At 38.5% G+C, this 25857-nt stretch carries 28 protein-coding genes, 5 pseudogenes and 1 riboswitch; of the genes and pseudogenes, 8 read left to right on the top strand and 25 right to left on the bottom strand.

The genetic code is table 11. The features are described from left to right. Positions 1-39: 39 nt before the first annotated feature. From EP737_RS15925 to EP737_RS15890, 8 genes and pseudogenes are all read right to left on the bottom strand, one after another. Positions 40-1167, bottom strand: a complete 1128-nt coding sequence (locus tag EP737_RS15925) for an MBL fold metallo-hydrolase (protein WP_129728956.1) — start codon at positions 1165-1167, stop codon at positions 40-42. Positions 1168-1215: 48 nt separating this feature from the next. Further along, positions 1216-1332: pseudogene (locus tag EP737_RS15920) on the bottom strand (DsrE/DsrF/DrsH-like family protein); the annotation flags it as partial. 19 nt (positions 1333-1351) lie between these two features. Next, a complete protein-coding gene (locus tag EP737_RS15915) occupies positions 1352-1927 on the bottom strand; it encodes a sulfurtransferase TusA family protein (protein WP_129728954.1) in 576 nt (191 codons plus the stop codon). Positions 1928-1983: 56 nt separating this feature from the next. Next, positions 1984-2280, bottom strand: coding sequence for a rhodanese-like domain-containing protein (locus EP737_RS15910; protein ID WP_129729003.1), 297 nt, complete (start codon positions 2278-2280; stop codon positions 1984-1986). 19 nt (positions 2281-2299) lie between these two features. Next, positions 2300-2659: a rhodanese-like domain-containing protein gene (locus EP737_RS15905; protein WP_129728953.1), complete on the bottom strand. Its 360-nt coding sequence runs from the start codon at positions 2657-2659 to the stop codon at positions 2300-2302. Positions 2660-2706: 47 nt separating this feature from the next. Beyond that, on the bottom strand, positions 2707-3189 hold the full coding sequence (locus tag EP737_RS15900) for a DsrE/DsrF/DrsH-like family protein (RefSeq protein WP_129728952.1): 483 nt from the start codon (positions 3187-3189) through the stop codon (positions 2707-2709). 149 nt (positions 3190-3338) lie between these two features. Beyond that, on the bottom strand, positions 3339-3479 hold the full coding sequence (locus EP737_RS26940; protein WP_425455917.1) for a sulfurtransferase TusA family protein: 141 nt from the start codon (positions 3477-3479) through the stop codon (positions 3339-3341). A 215-nt stretch (positions 3480-3694) separates the two neighbouring features. Then, a pseudogene (locus tag EP737_RS15890) lies at positions 3695-3955 on the bottom strand (metal-sensitive transcriptional regulator). 452 nt (positions 3956-4407) lie between these two features. On the opposite strand from EP737_RS15890, the pseudogene EP737_RS15885 reads away from it, so the two are divergent. Further along, positions 4408-5564 (top strand): annotated as a pseudogene (locus tag EP737_RS15885) (IS3 family transposase). A 67-nt stretch (positions 5565-5631) separates the two neighbouring features. Here the strand turns inward: EP737_RS15885 and crcB (EP737_RS15880) are convergent. From crcB (EP737_RS15880) to EP737_RS15855, 6 genes and pseudogenes are all read right to left on the bottom strand, one after another. Further along, positions 5632-5997, bottom strand: coding sequence for a fluoride efflux transporter CrcB (gene crcB / locus EP737_RS15880; protein WP_129728951.1), 366 nt, complete (start codon positions 5995-5997; stop codon positions 5632-5634). Further along, positions 5994-6416: a fluoride efflux transporter CrcB gene (crcB, locus tag EP737_RS15875; RefSeq protein WP_129728950.1), complete on the bottom strand. Its 423-nt coding sequence runs from the start codon at positions 6414-6416 to the stop codon at positions 5994-5996. Before crcB (EP737_RS15875) ends, crcB (EP737_RS15880) begins: the two co-directional genes overlap by 4 nt. A 56-nt stretch (positions 6417-6472) precedes the next feature. After that, positions 6473-6532: riboswitch (Fluoride riboswitch) on the bottom strand. 119 nt (positions 6533-6651) lie between these two features. Continuing rightward, positions 6652-6708 (bottom strand): annotated as a pseudogene (locus EP737_RS26935) (PCYCGC motif-containing (lipo)protein); the annotation flags it as partial. Positions 6709-6801: 93 nt separating this feature from the next. Beyond that, entirely contained in the window at positions 6802-7386 is a 585-nt protein-coding gene (locus EP737_RS15865) for an SCO family protein (RefSeq protein WP_129728949.1), read from the bottom strand. Between the two features lie 76 nt (positions 7387-7462). After that, complete coding sequence (locus EP737_RS15860; RefSeq protein ID WP_129729001.1) at positions 7463-10099, bottom strand: heavy metal translocating P-type ATPase; 2637 nt, start codon at positions 10097-10099, stop codon at positions 7463-7465. Next, positions 10056-10412: an ArsR/SmtB family transcription factor gene (locus EP737_RS15855; RefSeq protein ID WP_129728948.1), complete on the bottom strand. Its 357-nt coding sequence runs from the start codon at positions 10410-10412 to the stop codon at positions 10056-10058. Before EP737_RS15855 ends, EP737_RS15860 begins: the two co-directional genes overlap by 44 nt. Before the next feature lie 126 nt (positions 10413-10538). Here EP737_RS15855 and EP737_RS25675 point away from each other — a divergent pair, with 126 nt between their 5' ends. After that, positions 10539-10703 (top strand): hypothetical protein, encoded by a 165-nt coding sequence (locus tag EP737_RS25675; RefSeq protein WP_165350823.1) that lies wholly within the window; start codon positions 10539-10541, stop codon positions 10701-10703. Between the two features lie 165 nt (positions 10704-10868). On the opposite strand, the gene EP737_RS15850 is transcribed toward EP737_RS25675, so the two are convergent. From EP737_RS15850 to EP737_RS15835, 4 genes are all read right to left on the bottom strand, one after another. Continuing rightward, on the bottom strand, positions 10869-11171 hold the full coding sequence (locus EP737_RS15850; protein ID WP_129728947.1) for a hypothetical protein: 303 nt from the start codon (positions 11169-11171) through the stop codon (positions 10869-10871). A 248-nt stretch (positions 11172-11419) separates the two neighbouring features. Continuing rightward, on the bottom strand, positions 11420-11875 hold the full coding sequence (locus EP737_RS15845) for a DinB family protein (protein ID WP_129728946.1): 456 nt from the start codon (positions 11873-11875) through the stop codon (positions 11420-11422). 309 nt (positions 11876-12184) lie between these two features. Further along, entirely contained in the window at positions 12185-12406 is a 222-nt protein-coding gene (locus tag EP737_RS15840) for a helix-turn-helix domain-containing protein (RefSeq protein WP_129728945.1), read from the bottom strand. Positions 12407-12648: 242 nt separating this feature from the next. Beyond that, a complete protein-coding gene (locus EP737_RS15835; RefSeq protein ID WP_129728944.1) occupies positions 12649-13044 on the bottom strand; it encodes a MarR family winged helix-turn-helix transcriptional regulator in 396 nt (131 codons plus the stop codon). A 119-nt stretch (positions 13045-13163) separates the two neighbouring features. Here EP737_RS15835 and EP737_RS15830 point away from each other — a divergent pair, with 119 nt between their 5' ends. Then, positions 13164-14969, top strand: a complete 1806-nt coding sequence (locus tag EP737_RS15830; protein WP_165350822.1) for a chloride channel protein — start codon at positions 13164-13166, stop codon at positions 14967-14969. A 234-nt stretch (positions 14970-15203) separates the two neighbouring features. Beyond that, the gene (locus EP737_RS15825; RefSeq protein WP_205650949.1) at positions 15204-15698 is read left to right on the top strand and encodes a hypothetical protein; all 495 of its coding nucleotides are present in this window, start codon (positions 15204-15206) and stop codon (positions 15696-15698) included. A 167-nt stretch (positions 15699-15865) separates the two neighbouring features. On the opposite strand, the gene EP737_RS15820 is transcribed toward EP737_RS15825, so the two are convergent. Together EP737_RS15820 and EP737_RS15815 are read right to left on the bottom strand one after the other, a co-directional pair. Next, positions 15866-17236: a sensor histidine kinase gene (locus tag EP737_RS15820; RefSeq protein ID WP_129728941.1), complete on the bottom strand. Its 1371-nt coding sequence runs from the start codon at positions 17234-17236 to the stop codon at positions 15866-15868. A gap of 29 nt (positions 17237-17265) precedes the next feature. Continuing rightward, positions 17266-17940 carry a response regulator transcription factor gene (locus tag EP737_RS15815; protein ID WP_129728940.1) on the bottom strand — a complete coding sequence of 225 codons (675 nt, stop codon included), beginning with the start codon at positions 17938-17940 and terminating at the stop codon, positions 17266-17268. Positions 17941-18305: 365 nt separating this feature from the next. Here EP737_RS15815 and EP737_RS15810 point away from each other — a divergent pair, with 365 nt between their 5' ends. Next, positions 18306-18929, top strand: coding sequence for a YdhK family protein (locus EP737_RS15810; RefSeq protein WP_129728939.1), 624 nt, complete (start codon positions 18306-18308; stop codon positions 18927-18929). A 284-nt stretch (positions 18930-19213) separates the two neighbouring features. Here EP737_RS15810 and EP737_RS15805 read toward each other — a convergent pair whose 3' ends face one another. Then, positions 19214-20542, bottom strand: a complete 1329-nt coding sequence (locus EP737_RS15805) for an RNA-guided endonuclease InsQ/TnpB family protein (protein WP_129728938.1) — start codon at positions 20540-20542, stop codon at positions 19214-19216. A 294-nt stretch (positions 20543-20836) separates the two neighbouring features. Between EP737_RS15805 and EP737_RS15800 the strand changes: the two genes are divergently transcribed. Beyond that, positions 20837-21343 carry a hypothetical protein gene (locus EP737_RS15800; RefSeq protein WP_129728937.1) on the top strand — a complete coding sequence of 169 codons (507 nt, stop codon included), beginning with the start codon at positions 20837-20839 and terminating at the stop codon, positions 21341-21343. A 174-nt stretch (positions 21344-21517) separates the two neighbouring features. Here EP737_RS15800 and EP737_RS15795 read toward each other — a convergent pair whose 3' ends face one another. Further along, positions 21518-21928, bottom strand: a complete 411-nt coding sequence (locus EP737_RS15795) for a YkvA family protein (protein WP_129728936.1) — start codon at positions 21926-21928, stop codon at positions 21518-21520. Between the two features lie 155 nt (positions 21929-22083). Here EP737_RS15795 and EP737_RS15790 point away from each other — a divergent pair. Further along, positions 22084-22326 (top strand): annotated as a pseudogene (locus EP737_RS15790) (aldo/keto reductase); the annotation flags it as partial. Between the two features lie 98 nt (positions 22327-22424). Here the strand turns inward: EP737_RS15790 and EP737_RS15785 are convergent. The 3 genes from EP737_RS15785 to EP737_RS15775 all read right to left on the bottom strand — a co-directional run bounded on the left by EP737_RS15785 (position 22425) and on the right by EP737_RS15775 (position 24823). Then, positions 22425-22973: an NADPH-dependent FMN reductase gene (locus tag EP737_RS15785; RefSeq protein WP_129728934.1), complete on the bottom strand. Its 549-nt coding sequence runs from the start codon at positions 22971-22973 to the stop codon at positions 22425-22427. Between the two features lie 362 nt (positions 22974-23335). Beyond that, positions 23336-23992: a nitroreductase family protein gene (locus EP737_RS15780; protein WP_129728933.1), complete on the bottom strand. Its 657-nt coding sequence runs from the start codon at positions 23990-23992 to the stop codon at positions 23336-23338. A gap of 285 nt (positions 23993-24277) precedes the next feature. Further along, complete coding sequence (locus EP737_RS15775) at positions 24278-24823, bottom strand: TetR/AcrR family transcriptional regulator (protein WP_129728932.1); 546 nt, start codon at positions 24821-24823, stop codon at positions 24278-24280. 224 nt (positions 24824-25047) lie between these two features. On the opposite strand from EP737_RS15775, the gene EP737_RS15770 reads away from it, so the two are divergent. Next, positions 25048-25803: a carboxymuconolactone decarboxylase family protein gene (locus EP737_RS15770; protein ID WP_129728931.1), complete on the top strand. Its 756-nt coding sequence runs from the start codon at positions 25048-25050 to the stop codon at positions 25801-25803. Positions 25804-25857: the final 54 nt, after the last annotated feature.

The following is a 25857-nucleotide window of genomic DNA, read 5'->3' as shown; positions in this document are numbered from 1 at the left end:
TTCATTTCCCCTATTCTATCTATTGATTTTTCTTAATCATTAGCGAACTGCACAGCGGTTTGGACCAATTTCCATCTCACGTTGCTTTTCTTCATCCGGGTTGATTTTCCCCATATTCGTTTCGCGAATTTCTTGGTATGCATTTGGCTGCAGCGGTAAGTTTTCTGTCACTAATTTTCTAAACTCATTCTCATCTTCAATGTTTAGACCATGATTTTGTGCGAACAATATGCCTAATTTTTCAGATACACTGCCGTCATCATTTAATTCGTCGATAATCATAAAGTGTGCTGGTAATACAATGAGTTCTTCAGATAAATCTTTGTATCTTTTATAAAGCGTTTCTCGTAAGTCTCCAACCCAGTCCTCCGCCATACCTGCTAAATCAGGACGTCCAATGGAGTCAATGAACAAAATGTCCCCTGACAGTAAGAATGTTTCGTCAACTACAAAGGAAGTAGATCCAATTGTGTGACCTGGAGAATATAAGGCGTGAATATTGATTGTTGTATTACCAATCGTTACTTCGTTACCATCCTCTAGTGGTTGGTACTGGAATGTTACTTCTGTTGCATCTTTTGGAGGCAACCAGTACGTAGCAGCTGTTGCTTCTGCAATCTTTCTTCCACCTGAGATATGGTCAGCGTGAAGATGTGTATCCAATACTTGTGTAATGTTTGCACCGATTTCTTGAGCAAGGTCCAGGTACACATCGGTCATACGTGCTGCATCAACCAATGCTGCTTCTCCATTTGAAACAACCATGTAAGATAGGCAGCCTTTACCGATTCGAACAAATTGGTAAAGTTCTCCACCATCTTTTAAATCACTAACTTTGATTGGCTCTAAATGCTCACTCCAAGCCTTCATTCCACCTTTTAGGTAAGAAACCGTCAGTCCTTCTTCTGATAACATATCGGCAACCATGATAGATGAGCCTTCTTTTGCACATACAACCAATACGTCTATATCTGCAGGAATTTGATCCACGATCCCCTCTACCCCATCCAATAATTCAAAATAAGGTACGTTTAGGTATTTAAAGCTTTCTCCTTCAATTTTCCAATTTTGAAAATCATTTTCATTACGAACATCTAGAATAAACAATGGTTCTTTGTTAATGACTTTTCTCGTTACCTCTTTCGATGTCATTTGATTTACTGGCATTCCAATTACCCCCTATAGTATATTTTTATTTAAAATTTTTTATAGAGATTAAAATGTTAACATTACATTCGCATCCTTCGCAAATTCTAAAAACATCACAGCTCCGCCTACTTCCATTCTTTCAACAAAATCCTCTTTTTCTAACCCCATCATATCCATTGTCATTTAACAGCCAAAATCTCCCTTAGTTATTTGCTTTAGCTGTTTTTTCAGGCCATTCACTCATACCAGGAACTACATTCAACACTTGCTTAAAGCCCCTTTCAACCAACTTTTGTGCTGCTAAATCACTGCGGGTTCCTGTTCGGCATACTACATACACCTCAGTTTCTGGATTTAATTCGTATAGACGTTCTTCAAGTTCTCCTAATGGAATGGACTTTGCACCTGGGATGTGATTGAATGCAAACTCAGCCACTTCACGAACATCCAGAACCACTATATTTTTGCTTTCTTTTAATTTTGCTTGCAACTCTTCATTGCTTACTACATGCGGATGTTTCTTTTCTTCTCCAGCCTTTTCACTCGCTTTACGAAGGTAATGTTTTAATACATTTCCTTCTTCTACAGTTCCTAAGTACTGATGTCCTGTACTTTTTGCCCAAGCCTGAATATCAGCTGTTGATCCCTTATCAGTCGCTTGTACTTCCATTACCTTCCCAGGCTGTAGTTCGTTCATCGCCTTCTTTGTACGTACAATCGGCATTGGACAAGCAAATCCTTTTGCGTCAACTAAAAGATCTGTTTTTATGTTCTCCATCTCGCATATCCTCCTCATCCCACTTGTTACCCCCAAGGGTATGTCCCCTGAAAAAATTACTTAATGATACCTTCCCAGACAAGCATCCCACCCATCATGTTCGTGACAGAAAAACCATGACCTTCTAAAAGCTCTGTTGCGCGGGCACTTCTGGTACCTGAACGGCAAATTAATATATACTCTTTTGTTTTATCTAACTCATGCATACGAAACTCTAATAAGCCTAATGGAATGTTCCAGGCTCCTGGAATCTTCCCAGTCGCTACTTCTTCCACTTCACGTACATCGATGATATTTAAGGATTGGTTTTGCTTCAAAAAGCTCTCCACTTCTTTTGGCGTAATATGTTTCATCATGACTACCTCCTTTTTACTAATTCCAAGCACTCATACCGCCCTTTACGTTTGTTACCTTTTGAAAACCTAATTTTTTCAATACTTTACTTGCCTTTTTACTTCTCATCCCGCTTTGGCAAATTACAACCACTTCTTCCTCTTTTGATAATCCATTTGCTTTTTGAGTAAGCTCGTGAAGCGGAATGTTTTTAAAGGTACGAATATGATTTCCCTTATATTCTCCAGGTGCTCGAACATCAACAAACTGCTTGTTTTTATCCTGTAATTCTTTCTTTAATTCAGCAACACTAATCTGTCTTACACCTTTTGTTGGAAGTAAACGTTGCATCAAAAAGAGAATAACTAATGAAATGATTACCACATTTAAAATTTCCATATTGCTCCTCCATGTGAGTATGAGATCTTATCCCTTATCCTGCAGAATTAGATGAATAGGTTAACATTTCCATCTTCAGCCTCTGCCAAATAAGCAGCTACCCCTGCATACTCGATGTTATCTAGTAATTCTTCCTTTTGCAGTCCCAGTAAATCCATTGTCATTGTACAAGCAATCAACTTCACATCTTGTTCCTGTGCCATTTCAATCAATTGTGGTAGCGGCATCGCATTATGCTTTTTCATCACATATTTAATCATTTTCGGACCAATCCCTGCAAAGTTCATCTTGGAAAGCCCCATCTTGTCAGCACCGCGTGGCATCATTTTTGCAAACATTTTCTCAAGAACCCCTTTTTTCATAGGTACCTGTCCCTCTTTACGTAAGGCATTTAATCCCCAAAATGTATGAAAAATCGTTACCTCATGGTCATAGGCTGCAGCTCCATTTGCAATGATATAAGCGGCCATTACTTTATCATAATCACCACTCAATAAAACAATAGTTGTTTTTTTCTTTTGTTCACTCATGTTGTATCCTCCTCGTTATCCAACTTACCCAAAGGGGTATATTGAAGTATAAAAGCATTTATCCTTTTTGAATTTGAAAAATAAACACATCCTTTTGTTCTTTAATTTAAAATTCACTATTATATGACCTGTAGACTTTGCCCAAGCAGTTAAATCACTTTTACACCTTTATCTGTTGTGTGTACCTCTAGCACTTGCCCTGTTTCTAAACCGCTTATTGCTTTTTTAGTTTTCACGATCGGCATTGGACATGCTAAACCTTTTGCATCTAATGCTTGAGTAACCTTCATTGTTTACCTCTAACTTTTCACATATACCTACACGGGTATGTCGTTGTATAAAACTAGCTTCGTCAATCCCTAATTATATTGAGATTGATGAGCATTTTAACTTACTTTTAATAAATAACTCAGTTACTCCCCTTATTTTTATACCTATGAGGGTATGTTAATATACAAAGCTAAACTCGTCAACCTTTAACTGGATTGAGACTGATAAATGTTTCTTACCTACCTTTAGTTAATAATTCAACCGCTTCTTTTACAAGATGCTCCGTTTTTTCACCTCCTTCAATAATCCCCCTTACACAATGTTCAAGATTGGTACTGACAATTACACCTACTGCGCGATCACTTGCATTACGTACAGCTTATCATTGTGTCACAATCTCTCTGCAATCTTTCCTTTGTTCCATCATGTTCAGGACACCCTTGACTTACCCCTCAATTCTCTTTAAGCGGTTTTTTACTTGCTGATTATATTCCAGGTAAAGTTCCTCCTTTTGCATAAAATTTTCTAATAAGAAACTTGTTGTGACTCCTATTATCTCTTCCTTTAGGTACCCGATAATGTATGTGATGACCTGATTATATACCTAATAGGGTATATAATCAGGTCGTTTTGAATTGTTTTTACATACAGATATTAATATAATCTCATATTATTCGGAGTCAATGTACCTAAAAACAAAAAAACGCCCTCCAGTCCCTTGACTGGAGAGCATTGCTTGTTTGTTTACTCCGATCAATCAGAGAAAAGGACAGCTTTACTAGAATCTATCCTCTTTACGCAATCCAAGAATACAGAAGCCAATCTATCTAGAAGTTTATCAAAAACCTTCATATTGTTTTGGAGTGAACCCTAATAGTGGGACATGAAAAAAAACACCCCCTTGATTCGCATACTAAAAAAGACGAATCAAGCGGAGGTGTTTTTGTTTTGGTCACAAGAGTACATTACCCAGCGGAGATCAAATGGAAAGCAATTGAAATGAAAGAAGCAGGCTACACAAACCACACGATTATGGAGACGTTAGGGATTAAGAATAAATCACAGTTGAAGACATGGATGAGATGGTATCGCATGGGACAGACCCATCGATTTGAACAACCTGTGGGAAAACGGTATGACCAAGGGAAAGATCCAAAAGAACTGGATGAAGTGGAACAGTTACGGTTAGAAAACAAACAGTTGAAGGCACAGCTTCTTGTATTGGGAAAGTACCGAGAGATCGAAAGGAGTGGAAACCAGACCTTGTAATTACGACATGGAAAGAGCTGAAAGGATCCATTACGATAAAAGAGTTCTGTAAGATTCTCAATATTCCCCGCTCTACCTTTTATCGTTGGATTCACAAACCATAACGCATATCAGATGACACAGAAAAACAAGTTCAGTGTGTGTGCCGGCAATATAAGCAGCGATACGGATACCGAAAAGTAACAGCTATTCTCAGACGATTGGGATTCCATGTAAATCATAAGAAAGTATTACGAATTATGAGAATGTATAGCTTATTATCTAGGGTTCGGCGGAAGAGAAAAGTATATATAGGAGGAGCGGAGCCAGTTGTATCTCCTAACCTTCTCCAAAGAGAATTTGAAGCGACCGCACCAAATCAAAAGTGGTTTACAGATGTAACGTATCTCATGTTTGGAGAGCGTACCTTATATCTTTCTACCATCATGGATGCCTACAACCGTGAGATTATCAGCTCTGTTATCAGTGAATCTCCTAATGTACGACTCGCTCTAGATACACTCAAACAGGCGATACGTAAGCGTAATGCGAAGAGTGTTATTCTTCACTCTGATCAAGGAAGCATCTACACTTCTAAGGAATTTCAGATGTATGCCAAAGAAAACGGCATTACCACAAGCATGTCCCGTAAAGGAAACTGCCATGATAATGCCGTCATGGAAAGCTTCTTCGCCGTATTAAAGTGCGAAGCTTTCTATTCACAACAGATAACAAAAGTATCCAACACAACTGTGCGAGAGATTGTGCTAGAATACATTCATTATTATAATTGTGTGCGAATTCAAGAGAAATTAAACTACCTGTCCCCCGTAGAATACGGGGAACAGGTAGCCTAGGTGTTTTATGTGTGGCCCATTTTATGGGTTCACTTCAGTTTGCTGAAGATTTTTGATAAGACTGACCTTATAAGATATTTCCCAATTTCATACCTAAAAAAGCTAACAGAACACCGAATGTATAACTTATGCCTAAATACAAGGCAAGTGCTTTCCACTTCTTATTGGCGTATAGCTGGATGTTTTCCAATTTAAACGTAGAGAAAGTTGTGAAAGCCCCCATGAAACCTGTACCGAATAAAAGCTGCCAGCTTTCATCGATTCCTTTTCCGATGATATACCCCAGTAAAAATGAACCGAGTAAATTTATAAGAAGGGTCCCAATAGGAAAAGATGAAGGATATCTTGTTTTAAACCAATTGCTGATGCCAAAACGGGATATTGCCCCAAAGAAACCACCAATTGCTACTAACAAAGCTGGATTTCCTATCATGAGTTTTGTCCTCCCTTTGATCGCAATGTACGCTGTGTTTGTTTCTTGAAGAAAGAGTCACCAACTTTAAAACCTAACCAAGACATGAAAAGACCACCCCATAAGCTACTTAATACATATAACAGAGCCACTCCCCAATGTGAGGCGTGAATTAATTTAACGGTTTCCACGCTAAATGTAGAAAAGGTTGTAAAGGATCCAATAAATCCTGTACCTATCCCAGTGACAAGGTATGGATGAAGAATATTTAATCGGGATATGTACATCGTGAGCCAACTAAGAACAAAGCAACCGATAAGATTAATTGCTAATGTTGCAAACGGAAAATCATGCTGCCACCCTGTACTAATAGATAATCCTAAATAATAACGTGATAAGGCACCTAAAATCCCAGCTATGCCGACAAAGATATAAACCATTTTTTCACCTCTTTTGTAATTTTCTCAAAAAAAATAGACTCCTACCAGTAAAATAAATACTGGTAGGAGTCATCAGCTCTAAGGCAATTAAGGCGAACTCCATCGCCTATTCGTTATACAATCATTATAATGCAGGAACGTCTAATAATCCAGAGGCCGTCTTAAAACTTCTCATATTAATCAAAAAGCTTCTTCATTTTAGTTTTTCAGTGCCCTCCAAAGGAAGGGGAATTTTTTATTCGACACTCTCGCCACACCCGCAGTAACACGGAATCCAACTCAACAATTCATAGTTTTATCCAGCCATTGCGTAAATTTTTTGAATTTGTTCGAACTTAGATGCCAGAAAGGACGGGAGTTGATCTGCTCCTTTGGTATGATTGAGTTAACGAATTGTTTGTATATCTTTGATAATATCTTCGTACGGTGTATTCTGAAGAGCGGAGTACTTCTTAACCACTGTTCCGGTCGTATCTACCAGATACAAACTTGTCCCATGAATAACTTGTGTTGTGCTCGCTGGTTTATCAACCAGTGCCTTAAAATTCTTCTCTGCAAATTGACTAATCTCTTCTTGCGAATAGCCAGTCAGAAAGTGCCATTTGGAGGCATCCATCTCATATTTCTTCATGAACTCTTGCAATTTCTCCGGTGTATCCACAGTTGGATCCACACTGAACGAAACAAACTCAACATCCTTAATCCCTTTTTCTTTCAACATCTTTTGAAGCTTTGTCATATTGGCCGTCATAGGCGGACAAACCGTTTCGCAGCTTGTAAAAATAAAATCAGCTATCCATACCTTTTTTTGCAAGTCAGAAGAACCAAACGTTTTCCCGTTCTGATCCGTATAGGAGAACTGTTCCACTTCCCAATTGAGCGGGTCCTTCAGTTTACTCTCTCCACATGCTGCTAACAGCAGGATGACACTGACTGCCATTAGCATCCTGATTATGCGATAGCGTTCCATATATATCCCCTTTCTCCCCGTTGTTTTTTCTGTTTTTTATGTAAAGTATGGAGCTACGAAGTAGCCCCATACAAACTTATTTGTTCCGCAACAAACGCATACTGTTGAGAATGACGAGAAGCGCAGCGCCTGTATCACTGAGTACAGCAATCCAAAGCGTCAACCACCCTGGGAAAATTAAGACAAGCGCAATAAGTTTTATAATAAGAGAGAACCAAATATTCTGTTTGATGATGCTTAATGCCTTTCGACTGAGGCGCATCGTGTATGGCAATTTCTCTAGGTTATCTGCCATCAGAACAATATCCGCCGTCTCCATTGCAGTAGCTGTTCCGGCCCCACTCATAGCAATCCCTAAGTTCGCCGTGGCAAGTGCAGGTGCATCATTGATACCATCTCCAATCATGGCCACTGTTTTTCCTCCTGCTTGCAGCTGCTCTACGGCACGCACTTTATCTTCTGGAAGCAAATGAGCAAAGGATCGATCAATCTTTGCTTGCTGAGCAATATGTTGCGCTGTTCCTTCATTATCTCCTGTGAGCATCACCGTTTCTTGAATTCCTGCCCGTTTCAATTCTTGCACTGTCTCTAAAGTCGTGAAACGGATAGAATCAGCTACTGCAATAATACCCAAAATGGTCTGCTTGGTACCAACAATGACAACCGTCTGCCCCAGTCGTTGCATGCTTTGCATCATCTCTTGCCAAGTTTCCGTAGATACACCCTGTTCTTCAAACAAGGCAGCATTCCCAGCGTAGTAGACTTCTCCTTGAATAGTCACCTGTGCACCTTTTCCTACAATAGCTCGGAAATCTGCTCCTTCTTGTAAAGGAATGTTACGTTCTTGTGAATATGCTGCGATGGCCTTTGCAATCGGATGATTGGAATATTCTTCAATGGTTCGGGCAAAAGACAATAGTTCTCCTTCAGAGCCCTCCAGAGCAGTCACCTGTACAACCTTTGGCTTTCCCTCTGTCAATGTACCGGTTTTGTCAAACGCAATCACACGTAAGGCTCCCGCCACTTCTAAAGCAGTACCCCCTTTGATTAACACACCATTTTTTGCCGCGTTTCCGATAGCGGACACAATCGCAACCGGTGTAGAAATAACTAAGGCGCATGGACATGCGACAACAAGCAGTTCCAATCCCTTATAGACCCACTCTATCCATTCTCCCATTCCTGCAAGAGGCGGAATCACGATGACAGCCCATGCTAATGCAAAAACAATCGGTGTATAGATGCGTGCGAACCGATCTACGAAGGCTTGCGTAGGAGCCTTTTTTTCCTGTGCTTCTTCAACTAAATAAATGATTCGTGCAATGGTTGTGTCCTTTACCAGTTTTGTTACGTGAATCTCCAGTGAACCCTCTTCGTTGATAGTACCGGCATATACCGCGTCTCCGGTTTGCTTGTCGGCTGGAATGGATTCACCTGTAATCGGGGCTTGATTGACGGTAGAGTATCCTGCCACAATGGTACCATCCAGCGGAATTTTTTCACCTGGTTTTACCACAATCACCGTTCCTACGGTAATATCGTCTACGGATGTTTTTACGAGTTCTGTTCCAGCTTTGACCCATGCTTCAGAAGGTGCCAAATCCATCAACCCACGAATGGATTCACGTGTACGCTCAATCGATCTATTTTGCAAGGCTGCTCCAAGTGCGAATAACCATACAACCGTTGCTCCCTCTAGCCACTCTCCAATGAGGGCTGCGCCAACAGCAGCAGTTGTCATGAGGACATTCATATCCAATGATTTACTTCGAATGGCGTAAAAGGCACTTTTCGCTGGTTTATATCCTCCAATAACAATACTAGCCCCGTAACATAACGTAATCAGAAGTGGTGACGTGTCTGTAAATGAACCAAAGAATCCAAACGCTAACAATATTCCTGACAAAAACAGCGGGGTGTCCATTGATTTCCTAGAAGGAACGTCTTTAGATCTCTTCCCTGCCAAAGTAGCATGAAATCCAGCTTTGGACACTTCTTTCGCAATATCCTCTACATCACGAGTATGACGAATTTGCATTTTTCCAGTGGAAAAGTTTACACGAACCTCTTCCACACCGGGAACGTGTTGCAAATGCTTTTCAATCGTTACTGCACAAGCCCCGCAATCCATTCCTTCAATCAGATATGTCTGCACTCCGTCACCTGTAACTGGTGGCTGCTCTGCTGGTTTCTCACTACTGCAACACGAGCTTACCTTTGCAGCAGCCTCTCCTTGTGCAAGTGTAGTCGATGAAGAACAGCAAGAACTTACCTGTGGGGAATCAGGGCTACAACAGGAGTCAGAAAAGACCAATTCCTGTTTTTTTTCATTTGTTTTGCTACCACAACATGAACTATCCATTGCATCCCTTTCTTTCTGCACGGTTACAGTCGTTGAAGAAGAGCAACAAGAGCTGGTCTTCGAAGGAATCGGATCACAACAGGAATCAGAGGAATCTAATTTCTGTTCTGTATGGTGTGTCTTGCTGCTGCAACATGAAGCTTCCTGATTCACTTCCACAATAGGAATCAAAACAGGTTCCTTAGATGAGCAACAAGATGTTTTCTTTGGTTCCAATGAAGAAGGTATTTCTCGTTCTTCTTTGGCTATTGTTTTAACAGCATCCCCACAAGAAGAAGTTTGACAGCAACTTCCTTGCTTCTCCTTCTTATTCGACAATGGTCTCCTCCCCTTTTGGAGACAGGCAGCCATCGTTTTTGTCACAGGCAGCTACCTCATTTTGTACTTCTTCGAACACCGTATCAAACATTGTAAGAAGTTCTTTAATTTGATCGTTGCGCAAAGAATAGTGCACGTACTTCCCCTCCTGTCTCCCCTTAATAATGCCGCACCCTTTTAAGCAGCTTAGATGTTGAGATACATTCGATTGGTTACCTTGGATACGTTCCACAATCTCGGATACGTTTTTTTCTCCATCCATCAGGCAAGAAAGAATTCGCAATCGGGTTTTATCAGCAAATCCTTGAATAAATTTTGTTTTCACATCAAGAGTAGATGGTAACATCTTTATACGCCTCCATCATATATTAGTTACTACTAATATATTTATGTTATATTCATATTAGCAATGACTAATTCGTGAGGCAAAACTTTTTAATAAATTAATACGAATCGGAGAGGAGGTAAAGCAATGGATTGGTTGATCGGTATACTGGCTTTGTTTTTATTTCCTCTTTTGATGTTTATATGGATTGGGAAAACGGCTAAAGATGATTGTTGTAACAACGGAACGAAATGTAAAAAGCGGAAGGTGAAAAACTGGGATGCTAAAAAACTAAAAGGTGAGAGAAAGTAAATGATAGAATAACATTCATTTCATCTTTGGGGTTCTATGAACAAAATACAAATATGATCAAAAAAGAAAAGCAACTTCATTGCTAGACAAAGGACACTTATGCTTCTCATGTATGTATATCAAAAAAGATGACGCTGTGAGCCATCTTTAGTACTTCATGTAACATCACAACATATCAATTCCTCCGTCAAATCTCCTTTCTCCTCGCTCTTCTAAAGAGCTAATCTCATTTTGAAGATATCTAACTACGGAATGACGGAACATAATCTCACGGAAAATAGAAGGATGTTCATATTCTATCTCACTTATAAGACTACGATAAGCAGATAAACCTTCTTGTAACTCATCAAAACGCTTTTTGAATTCCTTTTTCGTGAATATTGTATCTTCTTCTATACGCTTATAGAGGGCATTATAATCAGCTCTAAGCCCTTTATAGATATAATTAATTAGCTTTGCATCTATCATTGCATATTCCCCTCCATAGCCCACTTATACTTTGTTCCTAAAATTTCTCACTACGTCGAATTGTCTTCCAGCTAGAAATTTATACTTTCTTAAAGTGGAAAAAAAGCGCGCCTTTTGATGAAGTAATAGGATAAAACCCAGCCTGTCTAAACCCAGGAAGGTCGAAACGAACTTTCCCTACCTCCGGCTACTATTTCAATTCATGTTCACTAGCTAGCACATTTTCACTTTACATTCAGTTAACGTTATCAAAAAAGATTTTTTATTCGTCTTATTTGTCTAATATGAGTATCAACATGTTCAATGGAGTGTTCAAGGATCTCTTTAAAGGTGAGTTGACCAGCTTGATTATGTGTCCCAATTCGTAGATAATCCTGTTCAGTTAAATGATGAAGGATAGGTAGAAAACTTTCACGCATAGATTTAAACAGTTGAAGATATAATTGATGATCGACATACTGAGAATTTAAACGGGTTGTCCATAAATCCTGATCAAAGGCAGTTAGGATAGGATTATCTTCCGATAAAACAGCTTTCATCCGGTGAATATGTACGAGTTCCGCATCTGAAACGTGGATGATAATTTCCCTGATGCTCCAGCTTTTTTCAGATGGTTTAAACAATAATTGCTCTTCTGTAAGCCCTTCAAGCTCTTTAAGAATCTTAGAGTATCCTTGTTTGTATTGCTCAACTAGTTGTTCCATTTAACATCACTCCCTTACCAATGATTATATCAGGCTTTGTTTATCATTAGGTCGACTCCAAATTGCATTCTCAATGATGACTGTACTTCGTACTTCCCCCCTTTTCATTGCCTCTATCCTCAGAAGCTTGTCCTATCAAACTCAGAACCATCTAGATAAACCCGAAGTGCGGTGAAAAAGCGATAGATCATCCCCACTCCCCCATCATTTCCATAAGGTCGAACACTGAGGTTGTAGCGAAGATCCCCTTTTACTGTAAGTATGAGGACTTCTGGTCAAGAGTATTTCTATAAAGAGACTGAAAATAACCTATAGGTTTAAAGATTGAAAGAATTCTGTTAGGGAAAATCCTAATGCTAGACAAATCTTCTGCAGGGATAATATTGTTGCACCACGCTCGCCTCGCTCAACCATTCCAATAAAATTTTTATGCAGGTGAGATTTTTCGGCAAGATCAGCCTGAGAAAGCCCATTACTCACCCTTGTTGTTTTAATCGTTTTTCCTATTTTTATTAATAATTCCTTCTCCATTTAGACTCCCCCTTAATACATCACATTATAAGGCAATGCCCATGACTTTGTTGAATCCATCACATCTTCTTCATTACGTTCATCTAAGGAGATTTTTCTGATCATTGCTCATTCCAAATAGCTTTTCAGAGTATAGAGACCGGGTATATATCGATAATTCATTAGATGATTGTTACAAAGGAAGGAAGCTATTACATATGCCATTTTTGATTTAATTGATTCCCAATCCATTTAAAAATGCCCTACTCAAGATATTTAAATAAACCTATGCGTTTGATTTCTTCAAGATGTATCTCCGATAATTGTTCCAAAATCCCCGTTCCATGCTCAGTTATTCCTACATAAACGCTTCGTTTATCTTTAGGATTTGGCATACGACAAACTAGCCCTAACTGTTCGCATCGATCAATCAAACCTACACAGGCATTATGACTAAGTCGCAACCGTTCAGCTAATTCCCGCGGGGTAGCAACGTCGCGTTCGGGAAACCCTTTGATAGCTAATAACAATTGGTGTTGTTGAGGTGTAATTCCTATTTGTCTAGCTGCAGCTTCACTAAAGTGGATGAATTTTCTCAACTCATATCTAAAATTAGCTAAACGTTCATATGTGGATTTTGATATCCTGGATTTTGTCATGTTTAATCCCCCTTAATAATACTAATAAGTATATCTTAATGAGATATATTTTGAAAGCGAAAATATATCTCATTAAGATTCACTTTTATTTTTCCATATTATCCAAAAGGGGGATGAAAATGAAACATGCTAGAACTTTATCTGATTTTATACTCACCAAAAGAATTTTTTATCTTTCAACCTTAGCGCTAATTGTAGGAGTAATTGGGGCTTTAATCGCTGTCATTCTAATGAAAATGATCAATTTTTTTACAAACCTATTTTTTTATCAACGATTTTCTCTGGCATTTGTTTTAGATTATCCTAATTCATTAGGGGCTTGGGTCATTGTTGTTCCAATAATCGGAGGAATCATCATTGGTTTAATGGCCCGATTTGGGTCAGAAAAAATTCGGGGGCACGGTATCCCTGAAGCTATGGAAGCTATTTTACTGGGAAAGAGTATCATCGCTCCAAAAGTTGCGATTCTGAAACCCATCTCAGCAGCTATATCGATTGGTAGTGGTGGTCCATTTGGTGCAGAAGGACCCATTATCATGACTGGGGGCTCGATTGGTTCTGTCATTGGGCAACTATTACATATAACAGCAGCAGAAAGAAAGGTACTTCTCCTTTCAGGCGCCGCTGCGGGTATGTGTGCTACTTTTAATGCACCCATTGCGTCAGTTTTGTTCGTTGTCGAACTACTTGCCTTTGAAATGCGTCCTCGTAGTGTAGTACCGATTGCCCTTGCAAGTGGTGCTGCAGCATTTGTACACTTCTATTTACTAGGTAACAAAACCATGTTTCCAAGTAAGGCGATTCCCTCCACCACTATTGAGGCGCTATTGATTCCCGTAATGTTTGGGATAATTAGTGCTGTACTTGCATATATCCTAACAAAATGTATCTATGGTACAGAGGATTTATTTCGTAAGTTGCCTTTACATTGGATGTGGTGGCCTGCATTAGGAGCAATAGCTATTGGTATAGGTGGGGTTTTTGTACCACAAGTCTTAGGTGTAGGATACGATTCAATTCACAGCCTTGTTCAGGGACAATTCGATTACTCGCTAGCTATCAAAATGTTAATTGTAAAAACAATCATTTGGATAATTGCCCTTGGCTCCGGTACATCAGGTGGAATCTTAGCTCCCCTTTTGATTATAGGCGGTTCACTTGGCAACGTACTAGCGGTCTTATTTCATGCCCAAAATGTAGCTTTCTGGGCATTCTTAGGTATGGCTGCCACATTTTGCGGAGTTACTCGTTCACCCTTCACTACAGTGATCTTTCTACTAGAACTGACCCATGATATTGATATGTTGCTTCCAACTTTAATTACTTGCGCAATTAGTGCTGGGATCTCAGCACTGATTTTACCTCGCTCCATACTCACTGAAAAGATTGCCCGACGAAACATTCATATTAGTCGTGACTATATGGTAGATCCATTAGAACTCTGCCAGGTTTCCGAAATTATGTCAAAATCCCTACTTACGGTTCCGAAAGATAGCACAATCGCGGAGGTAATTGAAAACATACTTCAGCAAAACCACGTATACAAGTATGAAACCTATCCAATTGTGACAATGGATAAACATCTTGTGGGAATGCTTACCCGTTCTGAGTTATTACCTTGGATTACTAATCCAAGAGTAAGTGAAATTGAAGTTGGTGATCAGTTCTCGAAAAATGTGATCACAATTTCACAAAATAATACTGGAAAAGACACCGTTGAACAAATGATTTATCATGGTGTTGATCGCGTTGTTGTACTAGATAAGACTTTCAAACCAGTTGGAATTGTAACATATGGTGATTTGTTAAAAGCTAAACGAAAGTATCTTGAAGAAGAAAATATGCAAGAAAAACATATTCGGCTTTTTAACAAAGACAATGTGAATAAAGAGTACCTCAAAAATCCCGTGAAGGCTGACATTTAATGGACTCCACCTTCAACTCATAATGCTTCTATGACAGAATGTGTCTATAAAAATGCCCTCCAGCTAAGCAATCTGGAGGGTATTCGTGTTCACATAATCAAGCTTATCGGCAGTGTGAATACTATTGTGACACAAAGGCATACTATTCCCGTTTATATACATTAGGAGGATAGCATGTCTATGAGTGAATCGCTTAGATCTCTACAGTCTTTTCTGCTTTCATTTACCCTGATAATGGGTATAACAACTGGTTTGGCTCAAGCTCAAAAGCCTTTTGAAAAATCTTGGTACGATTTAGGGTATACCTCCATTGAGAAGGCTCTAACAGCGTGTGAGAGACTCTTTCAGCGAGATATTGTCTTGCCAACAAGGGTTCCTCCTATGGTATTTACTCACCAATTCGGTCGTTGCTATCATGACACTGATGAAAATGGTGCTAATAACGAATTTAGTGCAGAATATGTGCACGAGAAGAGGAGTGGCGTGCGTTATAGCATCACAGTCCGTCCTGCCAAGTTTGGAATGAAGCTCATTCAAAAGCGAATTAAACATGTCTATACTTTACAAAATCAGGCAAAGGCCATCCTGTATCGTATTCGGGACGACGTGCCCCTTTATATCCTTATCCTTGAGAAGGATGGTTGGCAATACCGCCTCATGCTTGATGATGGGGGATTAAATCAAGCCTCGTCAGACATTCTATTAGGGATTGCAAATACAATCCAATAATGCAAAAAGGGACAAGGGAGAGAGAAGCTCTCTTGTCCTTTTGTTTTTATAATTATTCGAAGGCGGTAGTCAATTAAACTAGTTAACATTACTAGAAAAAGCCTCTAAAGGATAAGCTTATCCTTTAGAGGCTTTGGAACTGTTTGTATCGGTTCATAAAACGGACCTTATTGTTCTCTTAACGTAACAGTGAATACAGAGCCTTTTCCAACTTGGCTTGTTGCATCTATTGTTCCGCCATGAAATTCAACAATTTCTTTTACAATTGCAAGTCCTAAACCGCTACCGCCGGTTGCTCGTGTACGTGATTTATCAACCCGGTAAAACCGTTCAAAGATATGAGAGAGATCTTCGGGAGGAATGCCTTCTCCCTGATCTTGAATGACAATTTGTACGCTTGATTGATCGCTTTTCACTGTAACAGATATGATGGAATTTGACTGAGAATGGAAATATGCATTATTCAGTAAGTTTATTATAACTTGTTCAAATCGCTTTTGATCGATAGAGACCATAATATCCTTCGGACAAGATAAAAGAATGCGAATCTGTTTATCTTCGTAGGCAAGTTGTACCTTTGTTACGATTTTCTCCCAAAAGTCATAGAAGTTAGTTTCTTGTTTTTCAATAATGAAATTATGCTTCTCCATTTGTGCCAGTTCCAATAAATCTTGAACTAAGCCTGTGACATGGTCAGCCTCATCCTTGATGATAGTCAAATACGTATTTCGTTCTTCTAAGGAGAGTGTATCCCGCATTGCGATATCCGCGTATCCTCTGACATAGGTTAACGGTGTACGGAGTTCATGAGCCACGCTTGCTAGGAATTCACTTCTCTCTTTTTTTATGTAATCTAAATCGTTTGCTAGCGTCTGAATGGAATGTGCCAGTTCTCCCACTTCATCATTGCTTTTGATATTTAAGGAGACGGACAAATCCCCTTTACTCATCTTTTCTGTCGCTTTCTTCATGCGTATTAATGGCTGCGTAAGACTACGAGATAGGAGGAACATGGTCACAACCGTTAATAAAAACGTAATAGCGGCAATAACTAAAAACTGATTTGTTAACCGTTGAATCATTTCTTTAATGGAATCTGTTCCTAAAAACATGTAGACATAACCCTTGATCTCTCCTTGAATTTGGATAGGGCTGACCGTACAAATATAATTTGATGTTTTCCAATGATTTTCTATGACAGTTCCTTTTTTAGGCATAAGCCCCATTTTCTTAGATAGATGTTCTTCCATTGCTCTGTCTACATTATTTGATTTCGCAAGTATTTTCCCATCCTTTGCTGTAATGACCACTTTCGTTTCAGCTTCCGACTCCATTAATGCTACGTGCATAATCGTTTGAGGATCGAAATACTTTTCTAACACATCACGGTGACTGTTACCTCGGGCAAGAAGGGAAGAGACTTCTTCATCCACTCTGGTATTAACTAGGCTGAAGTACAATAAAGTAAATAATACGATTTCGATGAATGTCACACAAACTAAAAAATAAAATCCTAATTTAATGGAGATATGCTTCATATTTTCACAATCCTTGTGGTTAAATACTATTATTCTTCATTCATCCAACGATAACCAATCCCATATACGGTTTTTAAATGTTGTTCAATTGGGAAGCCAACTTTTCTTAATTTATCACGTAAGTTTCGTATATGAGAATCGACAGTACGATCTTCTGTATCTGATTCGGTTCCCCAAATGCGCTCTATCAGTTGCTCACGGCTGAATACATATGAATTGTTGTTTAAAAATAGTCCTAGCAGTGAGAATTCAATGGGAGTAAGGATTAATTCCTTTCCATGAAAAGATGCAAGGTGCCTGAGCTCATCCCAGAAGAGACCCTTAAACTCCAATTTTAAGTGATTATGCATTCGGCGCAGAATGGCTTCAATTCTTGCTAATAACTCCTCTTCATGAAATGGCTTCGTGATGTAATCATCCGCACCTTGTTTCAATCCCTGAACGATATCTGGCATTTGATTACGTGCTGTAACCATGATAATGGGAACGCTGCTAAATTCACGGATTCTCCTGCATGTTTCCCAACCATCCATTTTCGGCATCATCACATCTAACAGCACTAACCGAAACGATTTTTGCTCAAGCAAGGAAATCGCTTGCTGTCCAGACGTTGCTTTTATACATTGATAACCTCTTGGTATCAGATATAACGACAATAAGTCCAGCATGCGCGGCTCATCATCGACAAGTAATATTTCAATCATACAAATCCTCCCCGTTAATATGTTCTAAAGAGTAGTGTACTGTAAGAACGTGCAGAAATTATGCAGTTCTATTTTTTTCTAAACATTTTTATCTCCATAATTTCTCGACATTTATGTGATAACATGTGAAGGGTAAAAGTTACCCCTATCCATATTTTGGGTTGTATGTGTAAAAAGGCTCGTCTAAATAAAAATACCAGAATTATATTTTATAAGAAGGACCTATTTAAAGAATATTGTTGAATTGTTTAATGGTACTAGTTCGTTGATATAAAATACCCTATTGAAATAGAACATTGTTTTGAAAGACTTTGTTGAAAGTGCATTAAAGTTGGTTGATAAAAAACTCTTAAGAGGTGAAAAATATGAAAAATAAAAAAATAGCCTTGGGAATGATCTCAGTGATCTCAGCACTTACATTAGCTGGATGTGCAAGTGGTAATGAAAGCACGTCTCCCAAAGGAGGAACAACTCAAACTGAAGAGAAAACAATGGACCACTCAAATATGGATATGGAGCATTCTAGTTCAGGTGAAATACCTGAAGGTTTGAAAGTTGCAGAAAACCCAACTTATAAAGTTGGAAGTAAAGCAATTATCAAAGAAGGTCATATGGAAGGCATGAAAGGTGCAGAAGCAACAATCGTGGGCGCTTATGATACCATAGCTTATGCTATATCTTATACTCCTACAAATGGGGGGAAAAAAGTAACCAATCATAAGTGGGTTATTCAAGAAGAAATCCCAGAGGCTGGTCAAAATGAATTGAAGCCTGGAACAGAAGTAACAGTTAATGCAGATCATATGACAGGAATGAAGGATGCAAAGGCAACAATTGATTTTGCTGAAAAGACAACTGTATACATGATTGATTTTACTCCAACTACTGGTGGAGTAAAAGTAACCAATCATAAATGGGTAACAGAAAACGAGCTATCACCAGCTCAACAGTCAAACGAAGAATCATCATCTGAACATCAAAACCATTAAACCTTTTTAACTTCAAGAGCTTATTCTTATGTAGAAAAGCTCTTTTTGTTATTTAAACTATTTCTTAATCTTTGTAAAAAGACCTACAACCATTATGTAATTACAACCATACAGTAGCTCAGTGAACTACCCACCACTTATCCGCTGCGCGTCTTGAAGTGGGGGCTTCGAAAGATAAATAACATCTTTCTCTTTTATTACTACTTCACTCACAAACCTAACGGTTCATGTCCATAGTCTTGAATTCGCGGCGTCCCTACCGCTATTTGGAAAACTGATACAAATTATGCAGACAACACTCTCATTTCCTTCAAAACGCGAGTACCGTACTGTTTGAGGTTCAGTGCTGCATTATAATCTCTATCCGTTTTTGTACCGCATTCGGTACATCTGTATATCCTTTCGGATAATGAAAGTTGATCTTTCTTATGCCCACAACAATTACAGATTTTACTAGATGCGAAATATGTATCAGCAACAATATAATATTTTCCTTTTCTTTCACATTTGTATTTTAGCATCGTACGGAACAGCCCAAATCCGTTGTCATGTAACTTTTTCCCTAAACGTAAACATTGTGCCAGGTTTCGTAAATCGATATCTTCTACCACAACAGCCTGATAATCATTGGTTATCTGATTCGTCATCTTGTGGAGAGTATCTCTTCTTTTATTTTTTACCTTTGCCATGACCTTTTGGTATTTACGTACTTGTTTTTGATAATTCTTACTATATAGGATATTACCGTTTTCATCTGTTTTCGCATGGTTCTTCTTACGGGCAAGAGATTTATTCATACGCCGTTGACGGTTTTCCATGATCTTATGGTATCTTGTATAACCGGCAATGTGACCATTGCTATCTACATACAGTTGTTCCTGACTATAATCTAAACCTATTACATCATCAGGAGATAGATCCTCTTGAGGTTGAGGTACCTGGAACGGATAATCGATGGACAAGGAGACCATATATCGAGTTCCCTCACGTTTTACCGTCGCCTTTTTAATGACACCATCAGCTGGAACATCTCGATGTAGAATCATAGAAATTCCTTCTTTAAATTTTGGAATACATAAGAAACATTCTCCGTTTTCTTGTCTTATTTTTATATTTCCGTTTGTTTGGTTTGTCGTATAACTAAACTTCCCTTGCTTCTTACTATGGAATTTAGGAACACCTTTGATATCTCGGAAAGTGGGAATATATCCAATGGTTTTCATTTTTTTACGTACAGACTTTTTATATTGCATAGGCTTTTTTGCATATTCCTCATTGTATTTCTGAGTCGCTGCTTGAAACCTCATTTTCGCATCATTGTAGACAAAAGAATCATTGCTTTTATCTAAATAATCGTACTGAGCAGTAATCGTTGTGTAGGAAGGAACCTGATAACGAATAAAACCACCTGCAAATCCAATCCCTTCCAAATACTCATACAAACCAGCTATATATTCATTGTAAACCTTTCTTTCACAACCAAATGCTTGTTCCAGACGTGTTGCTTGTTCTTCAGTAGGAACAATAGAAAAACGAAAACCAGAAGTGGTCCAACCATCTGGTAAAGATTTTTTTGTTCCTTTTATATGAGTTCCATCTTCTCTAGTTGCCACTTTTAACACCTCCTTCCATATCTTGCTAACTCTATTGAAACGAACATACGTTCAGTTTTCAATCATCAAATAGAAAGAAAAGAAAAAAATAGGCTTACGCCTACTGAAAATTCATCCCCCACCTACTCATTTGGGCTACGCCCTTCCCATTCCTTGAGGAAGGGGACTTCTTTTCAGAAAATCTGTTAAATATTTAATTTCCATATATAGTATATATCCCTTATAAATAACAAAAAATACAATACAAATATAAATAATAAAGAATACAATACAAAACTAAAGGGGTAAAAATGCATGCAGGATTTTATTTCGAATTTAGACTTAGGAGCCAAGGGATTGTGGTTTCCAGTTACTGTGAGTATTATATTTGCTATAACAGTCATTATAATCCCCAAAAAAAATATTTCTTGGCGGGAAATCTATATTACATTTAGTGTTGTGGGGTTTGTTACCTGGTTTTGTGATGGTCTAGTTGCTAGGGAATTTGACCTTGTGGACTTAGGAGACCCTAATAAAGCTGGACTTGGAGATACTCTTTGTTATACCTTCGTACCATCCTCACTTGCAATATTATATTTAAATTACTTATCAAAAAATAACAAATGGACATTGACAATCATCTTCACTGTAGTATCACTTCTAATAGAACTTGGAATGGTTTATGTTGGTTATATGAACTATAAAGGATGGAATTCGTTAATATCAATTATTGTTTTTCTTATCGTTTTCGGTCTTTTATTACCAATTCATATTAGAGTTATTAGAAATGAGTTTGCAGGTTTAAAAACCTCCTTGCCCTAAAAAGAGGACAAACTATGTTTTTTGGAAAATTTGAGGTGTCAGGAAATCCTGACACCTCAAAAACCCCAATAAACCCAGCCATATCAAGGTTTTAACACACTTTTAACCGAAGCTCTCTTATGATCACTAGCTTTAAAGGCTGTCTGTTGACATAAGATTCGTTAGAGAAAGTTGTCAATGGTTCATATATGATAGGACAAGTTTTCCAACCCATATAAAAACAAGAATCCAGATGGCAATGATAATCACACCCGTCACCCAATTTTTAGGTTTGCTTGTTGTCTGTCTTTCCTCTACTTTCTTTTTACAATCCTCCAAGACTTCTTTAGGAATGAGTTTTAATGCCAAGGAAACACCCAACGGGACAAGAATTACATCGTCCAGGTATCCCAAAATTGGAATGAAATCTGGAATTAAATCAATAGGACTAAAAGCATACGCAACAACAAGCATGGTAAATAATTTGGCATACCAAGGAACCCTTTCATCTCGATATGCCAAATAGAGCACAAGAAGTTGTTTTTTTAAGTTTTTAGCCCATGTTTTCAATTTTTGTATGGTGGACAGATTTTTCTCTGTTTTCATCGGTTTATCTTGGTTCAAATCACTTGTCCCTCATTTCAATTTCTTTCTTGTCATTCCATAGTATCAGAGAAGATATACAAAAACATTATGTATATTCTATACATGTCAGGTTTACATCATAAACTATTATCGGAAGTGGATTCCCTCAGGCATCCGAGTCGGACCGACAAGTGGTTGAAAGAGTGGCAGAAGTGGCGGAAAAACGAGGTGTACCAAGAGCTCAAATTGCACTTGCTTGGGTGTTTCAAAAAGACCCTATTACTTCTCCTATCATTGGGTCTACGAAAGCATCTCACCTTGAAGATGCAGCAGCTTCCCTTTCAATTCGGTTATCGCCTGAAGAAATTGCATATATGGAAGAGCCGTATGTACCGCATCCAGTGCTTGGTTTAGATTAATATGGTTTTGTGTGGACTGTATATTTGCAGCCCACTTTCAATTAAATGAGGCAATTGCTCGTGTAGCTATTGATTTATTCTAAAATGATTGCAGCGTATTATTTTAAAGCGTTTATTAATTCATCTTTTAAATTTCCTAAAAGCTCTTTTACACCACTATCAATGAGATTTCCCTTCTCATCAAACTTTTCACGGGCATTTCCCACCTGGATAATAGGTCTATTGATCAGCTTCATATTTAAAGCATACATAACATCCCGTAAATGACTTAGAGACACTCCAACCTGAACGGAAGCAGCACCTATAACAGCAACTGGTTTGCCTGTTAATGGTCTTTGTAAAGAACTACGTGATAACCATTCTAGAGCATTTTTCAGTACAGCTGTATAGGACAAATTGTATTCGGGTGTACTAACTATTAAAGCATCAGCAGACTCCACTAATTCTTTAAGCTTTAATACTGTTTCTGGCAAGTTCTGTTCTCTCTCTTCACTAAAAAACGGGAGTTCTGAAATATCAGCTTCTGTAAATTTAATTTTATCTGGCAGCTGCTGTTCAAATGCTCGTAATAGACCTCGGTTAAACGACTCTTTACGTAAACTGCCGCATATTCCCACGATATGTAATTCTGATTTTAAGTTTTCCATATATACCCCTCCATTGAACTAAACTGCTATTTAACCGATTAAGAGCTAAAGAACACTAGCCGACTGGCGATCCCTGCCCTTGGTTGAAGACAGAGGCGTAGTTGCACTTATACTGTATTCCTAAAATTCTCCACTACGTCGAATGAACTTGCAGCTGGGAATTTATACTTTCTTACAGTGCAAGAAAAATGGACTGCTCAAACAGTCCATCTTTGTTCAATTCCTGCACCCAATTGTTGAAGATCTTAACTACTTTTTCTTGTTGAACTAATAGCACCATTTACTTCAATATCAAAGCCTGCTAAAGACTTTCAAGCGTTGGAGTAATTCAGGTATAAATGTCGTTTCTTTTGCATGATGTCTTAAGACATTTCGTTAAAGAACACTACATCCTCAATAGGAAGACGTGTAGTCGGATGTCCTGGTTTCGTTGCTTTTCCGATAGCAATAAGCATAACCGGCACATACTGTTCAGAGATTCCGAAAGCTTCAATGAACTTTGCTTGATCGTACCCTCCCATTGGAACGGTGTCGTAACCTTTGGATCGGGCAACAAGCATGAGCTGCATCGAGATCAGACCTCCATCCGTATATACGATTTGGCGAGCCTTTTCAGCTGGCAAGCTAGAGTACATTCCGACCGTACGATCGATGAATGATTTAGCGGTATCCGCGGGCATAAAGCCTGCTTCAACTGCCTGCCCATAAATTTTTTCAGCCTTCTTGTAGCTTTCCACGTCGCCAAGCACAGCAATAACAGCAGAAGCCTCAACTACCTGTTGTTGATTATATGCAATTGGTAGAAGCTTTTGCTTTAACTCCGGCTTATCGATGACTAGAAAACGCCATGGTTGCAGGTTTGAAGATGAAGGAGCCAATGTTGCTAGCTTTAATATTTCGGTCATTTCTTCACGTGAAATATGCACGGCTGGATCATATGTACGAACAGAACGACGTTCCTTAATAACATCCAAGAACAATTGTTGCTCGAGCGTATGAATATTTTGTGAATTTGTCATAATAATTCCCCCTAGTAATGATCGGTTACTTCACCCCTACTACGAACATTTTTAGGAAATTTCTTACGTAGAAAGGGTTCGTTACATTAGCATGAAAAATGTGATAAAAGATCGTTTTACCACTCATGTTCGTGGCTTACAAAGTTAACTTACACAAATTGAAACGAATTGTCCAATACAAAGGTTTCTTAATCATTAACCTGATAATATCCTTGTCTTTTATTACATCTTATTGAATGAACCTCCTTCCTCAATAAAATAAAAGAGATTTTTCATAGGAGAAATCTATACAATCCTCTCTAACAAAATGCCCAATTCTTTTGCCATAACATGAGTCGGAGAAGGCATTCCATCCTTTAACCACGATTCCAATACCCCTACGTAAGCATTTGCGGCGAATTTAACAATAACATCTTCATTTAGACCGTAATTTTTTCCTTTTGTTATGTCCGTCTCATCCTTGAACGCTTCGATAAGAAACTCAAGGAACTTACTACGAAAAGAAGGAGCTCCTTTACTCGCTAACATGGTTGAAAAGAATAAATAATTACTCTCAAAGTATTCGAAAAAAATCTGGGTTGCATCTACCCATTCCTTTTCACATGCCCATTCACTTGTTTCCCTAAGCTTGTTTATATGTTCTTCCATCAGCTTATCCAGCAGGTCATATTTATCCATGTAGTGATGATAAATAGTTCTTCGGCCAACATTTGCTCTGTCGGAAATATCCTGTAGTGTAATTTGATCAAAGTTTTTTTCAAGCATTAGCTCAATAAGAGCATTTTTTATCGCTTCTTGCGATTTGAGTACTCTTCTATCCACTGTAGCCATTGTGAACATCACCAAGCTTTCTAAAAAATAATGACACAAATTTCATTAATTTGTGCCTTAAGGCACAAATCGTGGTTATTTGGTCATTGTAGACATTCTATTTCTGTTTTAAATTATACACAGATGCGCGATATCGCATCAATATGTAAATTTTCTACGGACATCAATTTAACTGCCTTCACCATAATAGAAGAGTAAATTGAATTCAAACAGGGGGCTTATTTATGGATCGCGTTGAAAAGAGCAAGGAAAAATACAAACAGCTATTTGGCGATGGAGTATCAGCCGCATACGCTACCGACCCTGATTTTCAGGACATACTGAGCCGCTTCATTTTTGGGGAAGTTTTTTATCAAGGTAATCTGGATGACAAACAACGTGAGCTTATCACTTTGGTAGTGCTTGCCACAAACCAGACGTTGCCCCAGCTCAAGGCACATGTTAGTGCTGCCCTGAATGTTGGACTGACACCTGTAGAAATTAAAGAGGCAGTTTACCAGTGTGCTCCGTACATTGGATTCCCCAAAACGCTGAATGCCATCGCAGAGATAAATGAGGTTTTCAAATCCAAGAATATTGCTTTACCGGTTGAAAGCCAAAAACAGGTTGAAGAAGAAAATCGTTTTGATAAGGGACTTGCAGTGCAGGTAGAGATATTTGGTGATGTCATTGCAAAAATGCGCGAAAGTGCTCCAGCAAACCTAAAACACATACAGGATTACCTTTCCTCTTTTTGTTTTGGAGACTTCTATACCCGTGGTGGACTTGATTTAAAAACACGGGAGTTGTTGACACTCTGCATCATAAGTGCGTTGGGCGGTGCTGAAGGCCAAGTAAAGGCACATGTACAAGGAAACTTAAATGTGGGCAATGACAAGGAAACATTGATTACCGTGATCACTCATTGTCTTCCCTATATGGGCTTTCCAAGAACACTAAACGCATTAAATTGCGTAAACGAAGCTATTCCTGAAAATTAGGAAAGGTGGTATTAACTATGCCAAATATTCAAGATAAACAAGTTATCTAATAGA

The sequence above is a fragment of the Ectobacillus funiculus genome, assembly GCF_004138295.1.
In the GTDB taxonomy this organism is placed as follows: domain Bacteria; phylum Bacillota; class Bacilli; order Bacillales; family Bacillaceae_G; genus Ectobacillus; species Ectobacillus funiculus.
Note: the sequence above shows the minus strand (reverse complement) of the source record. Positions and strands in the feature narration are given on the sequence as shown.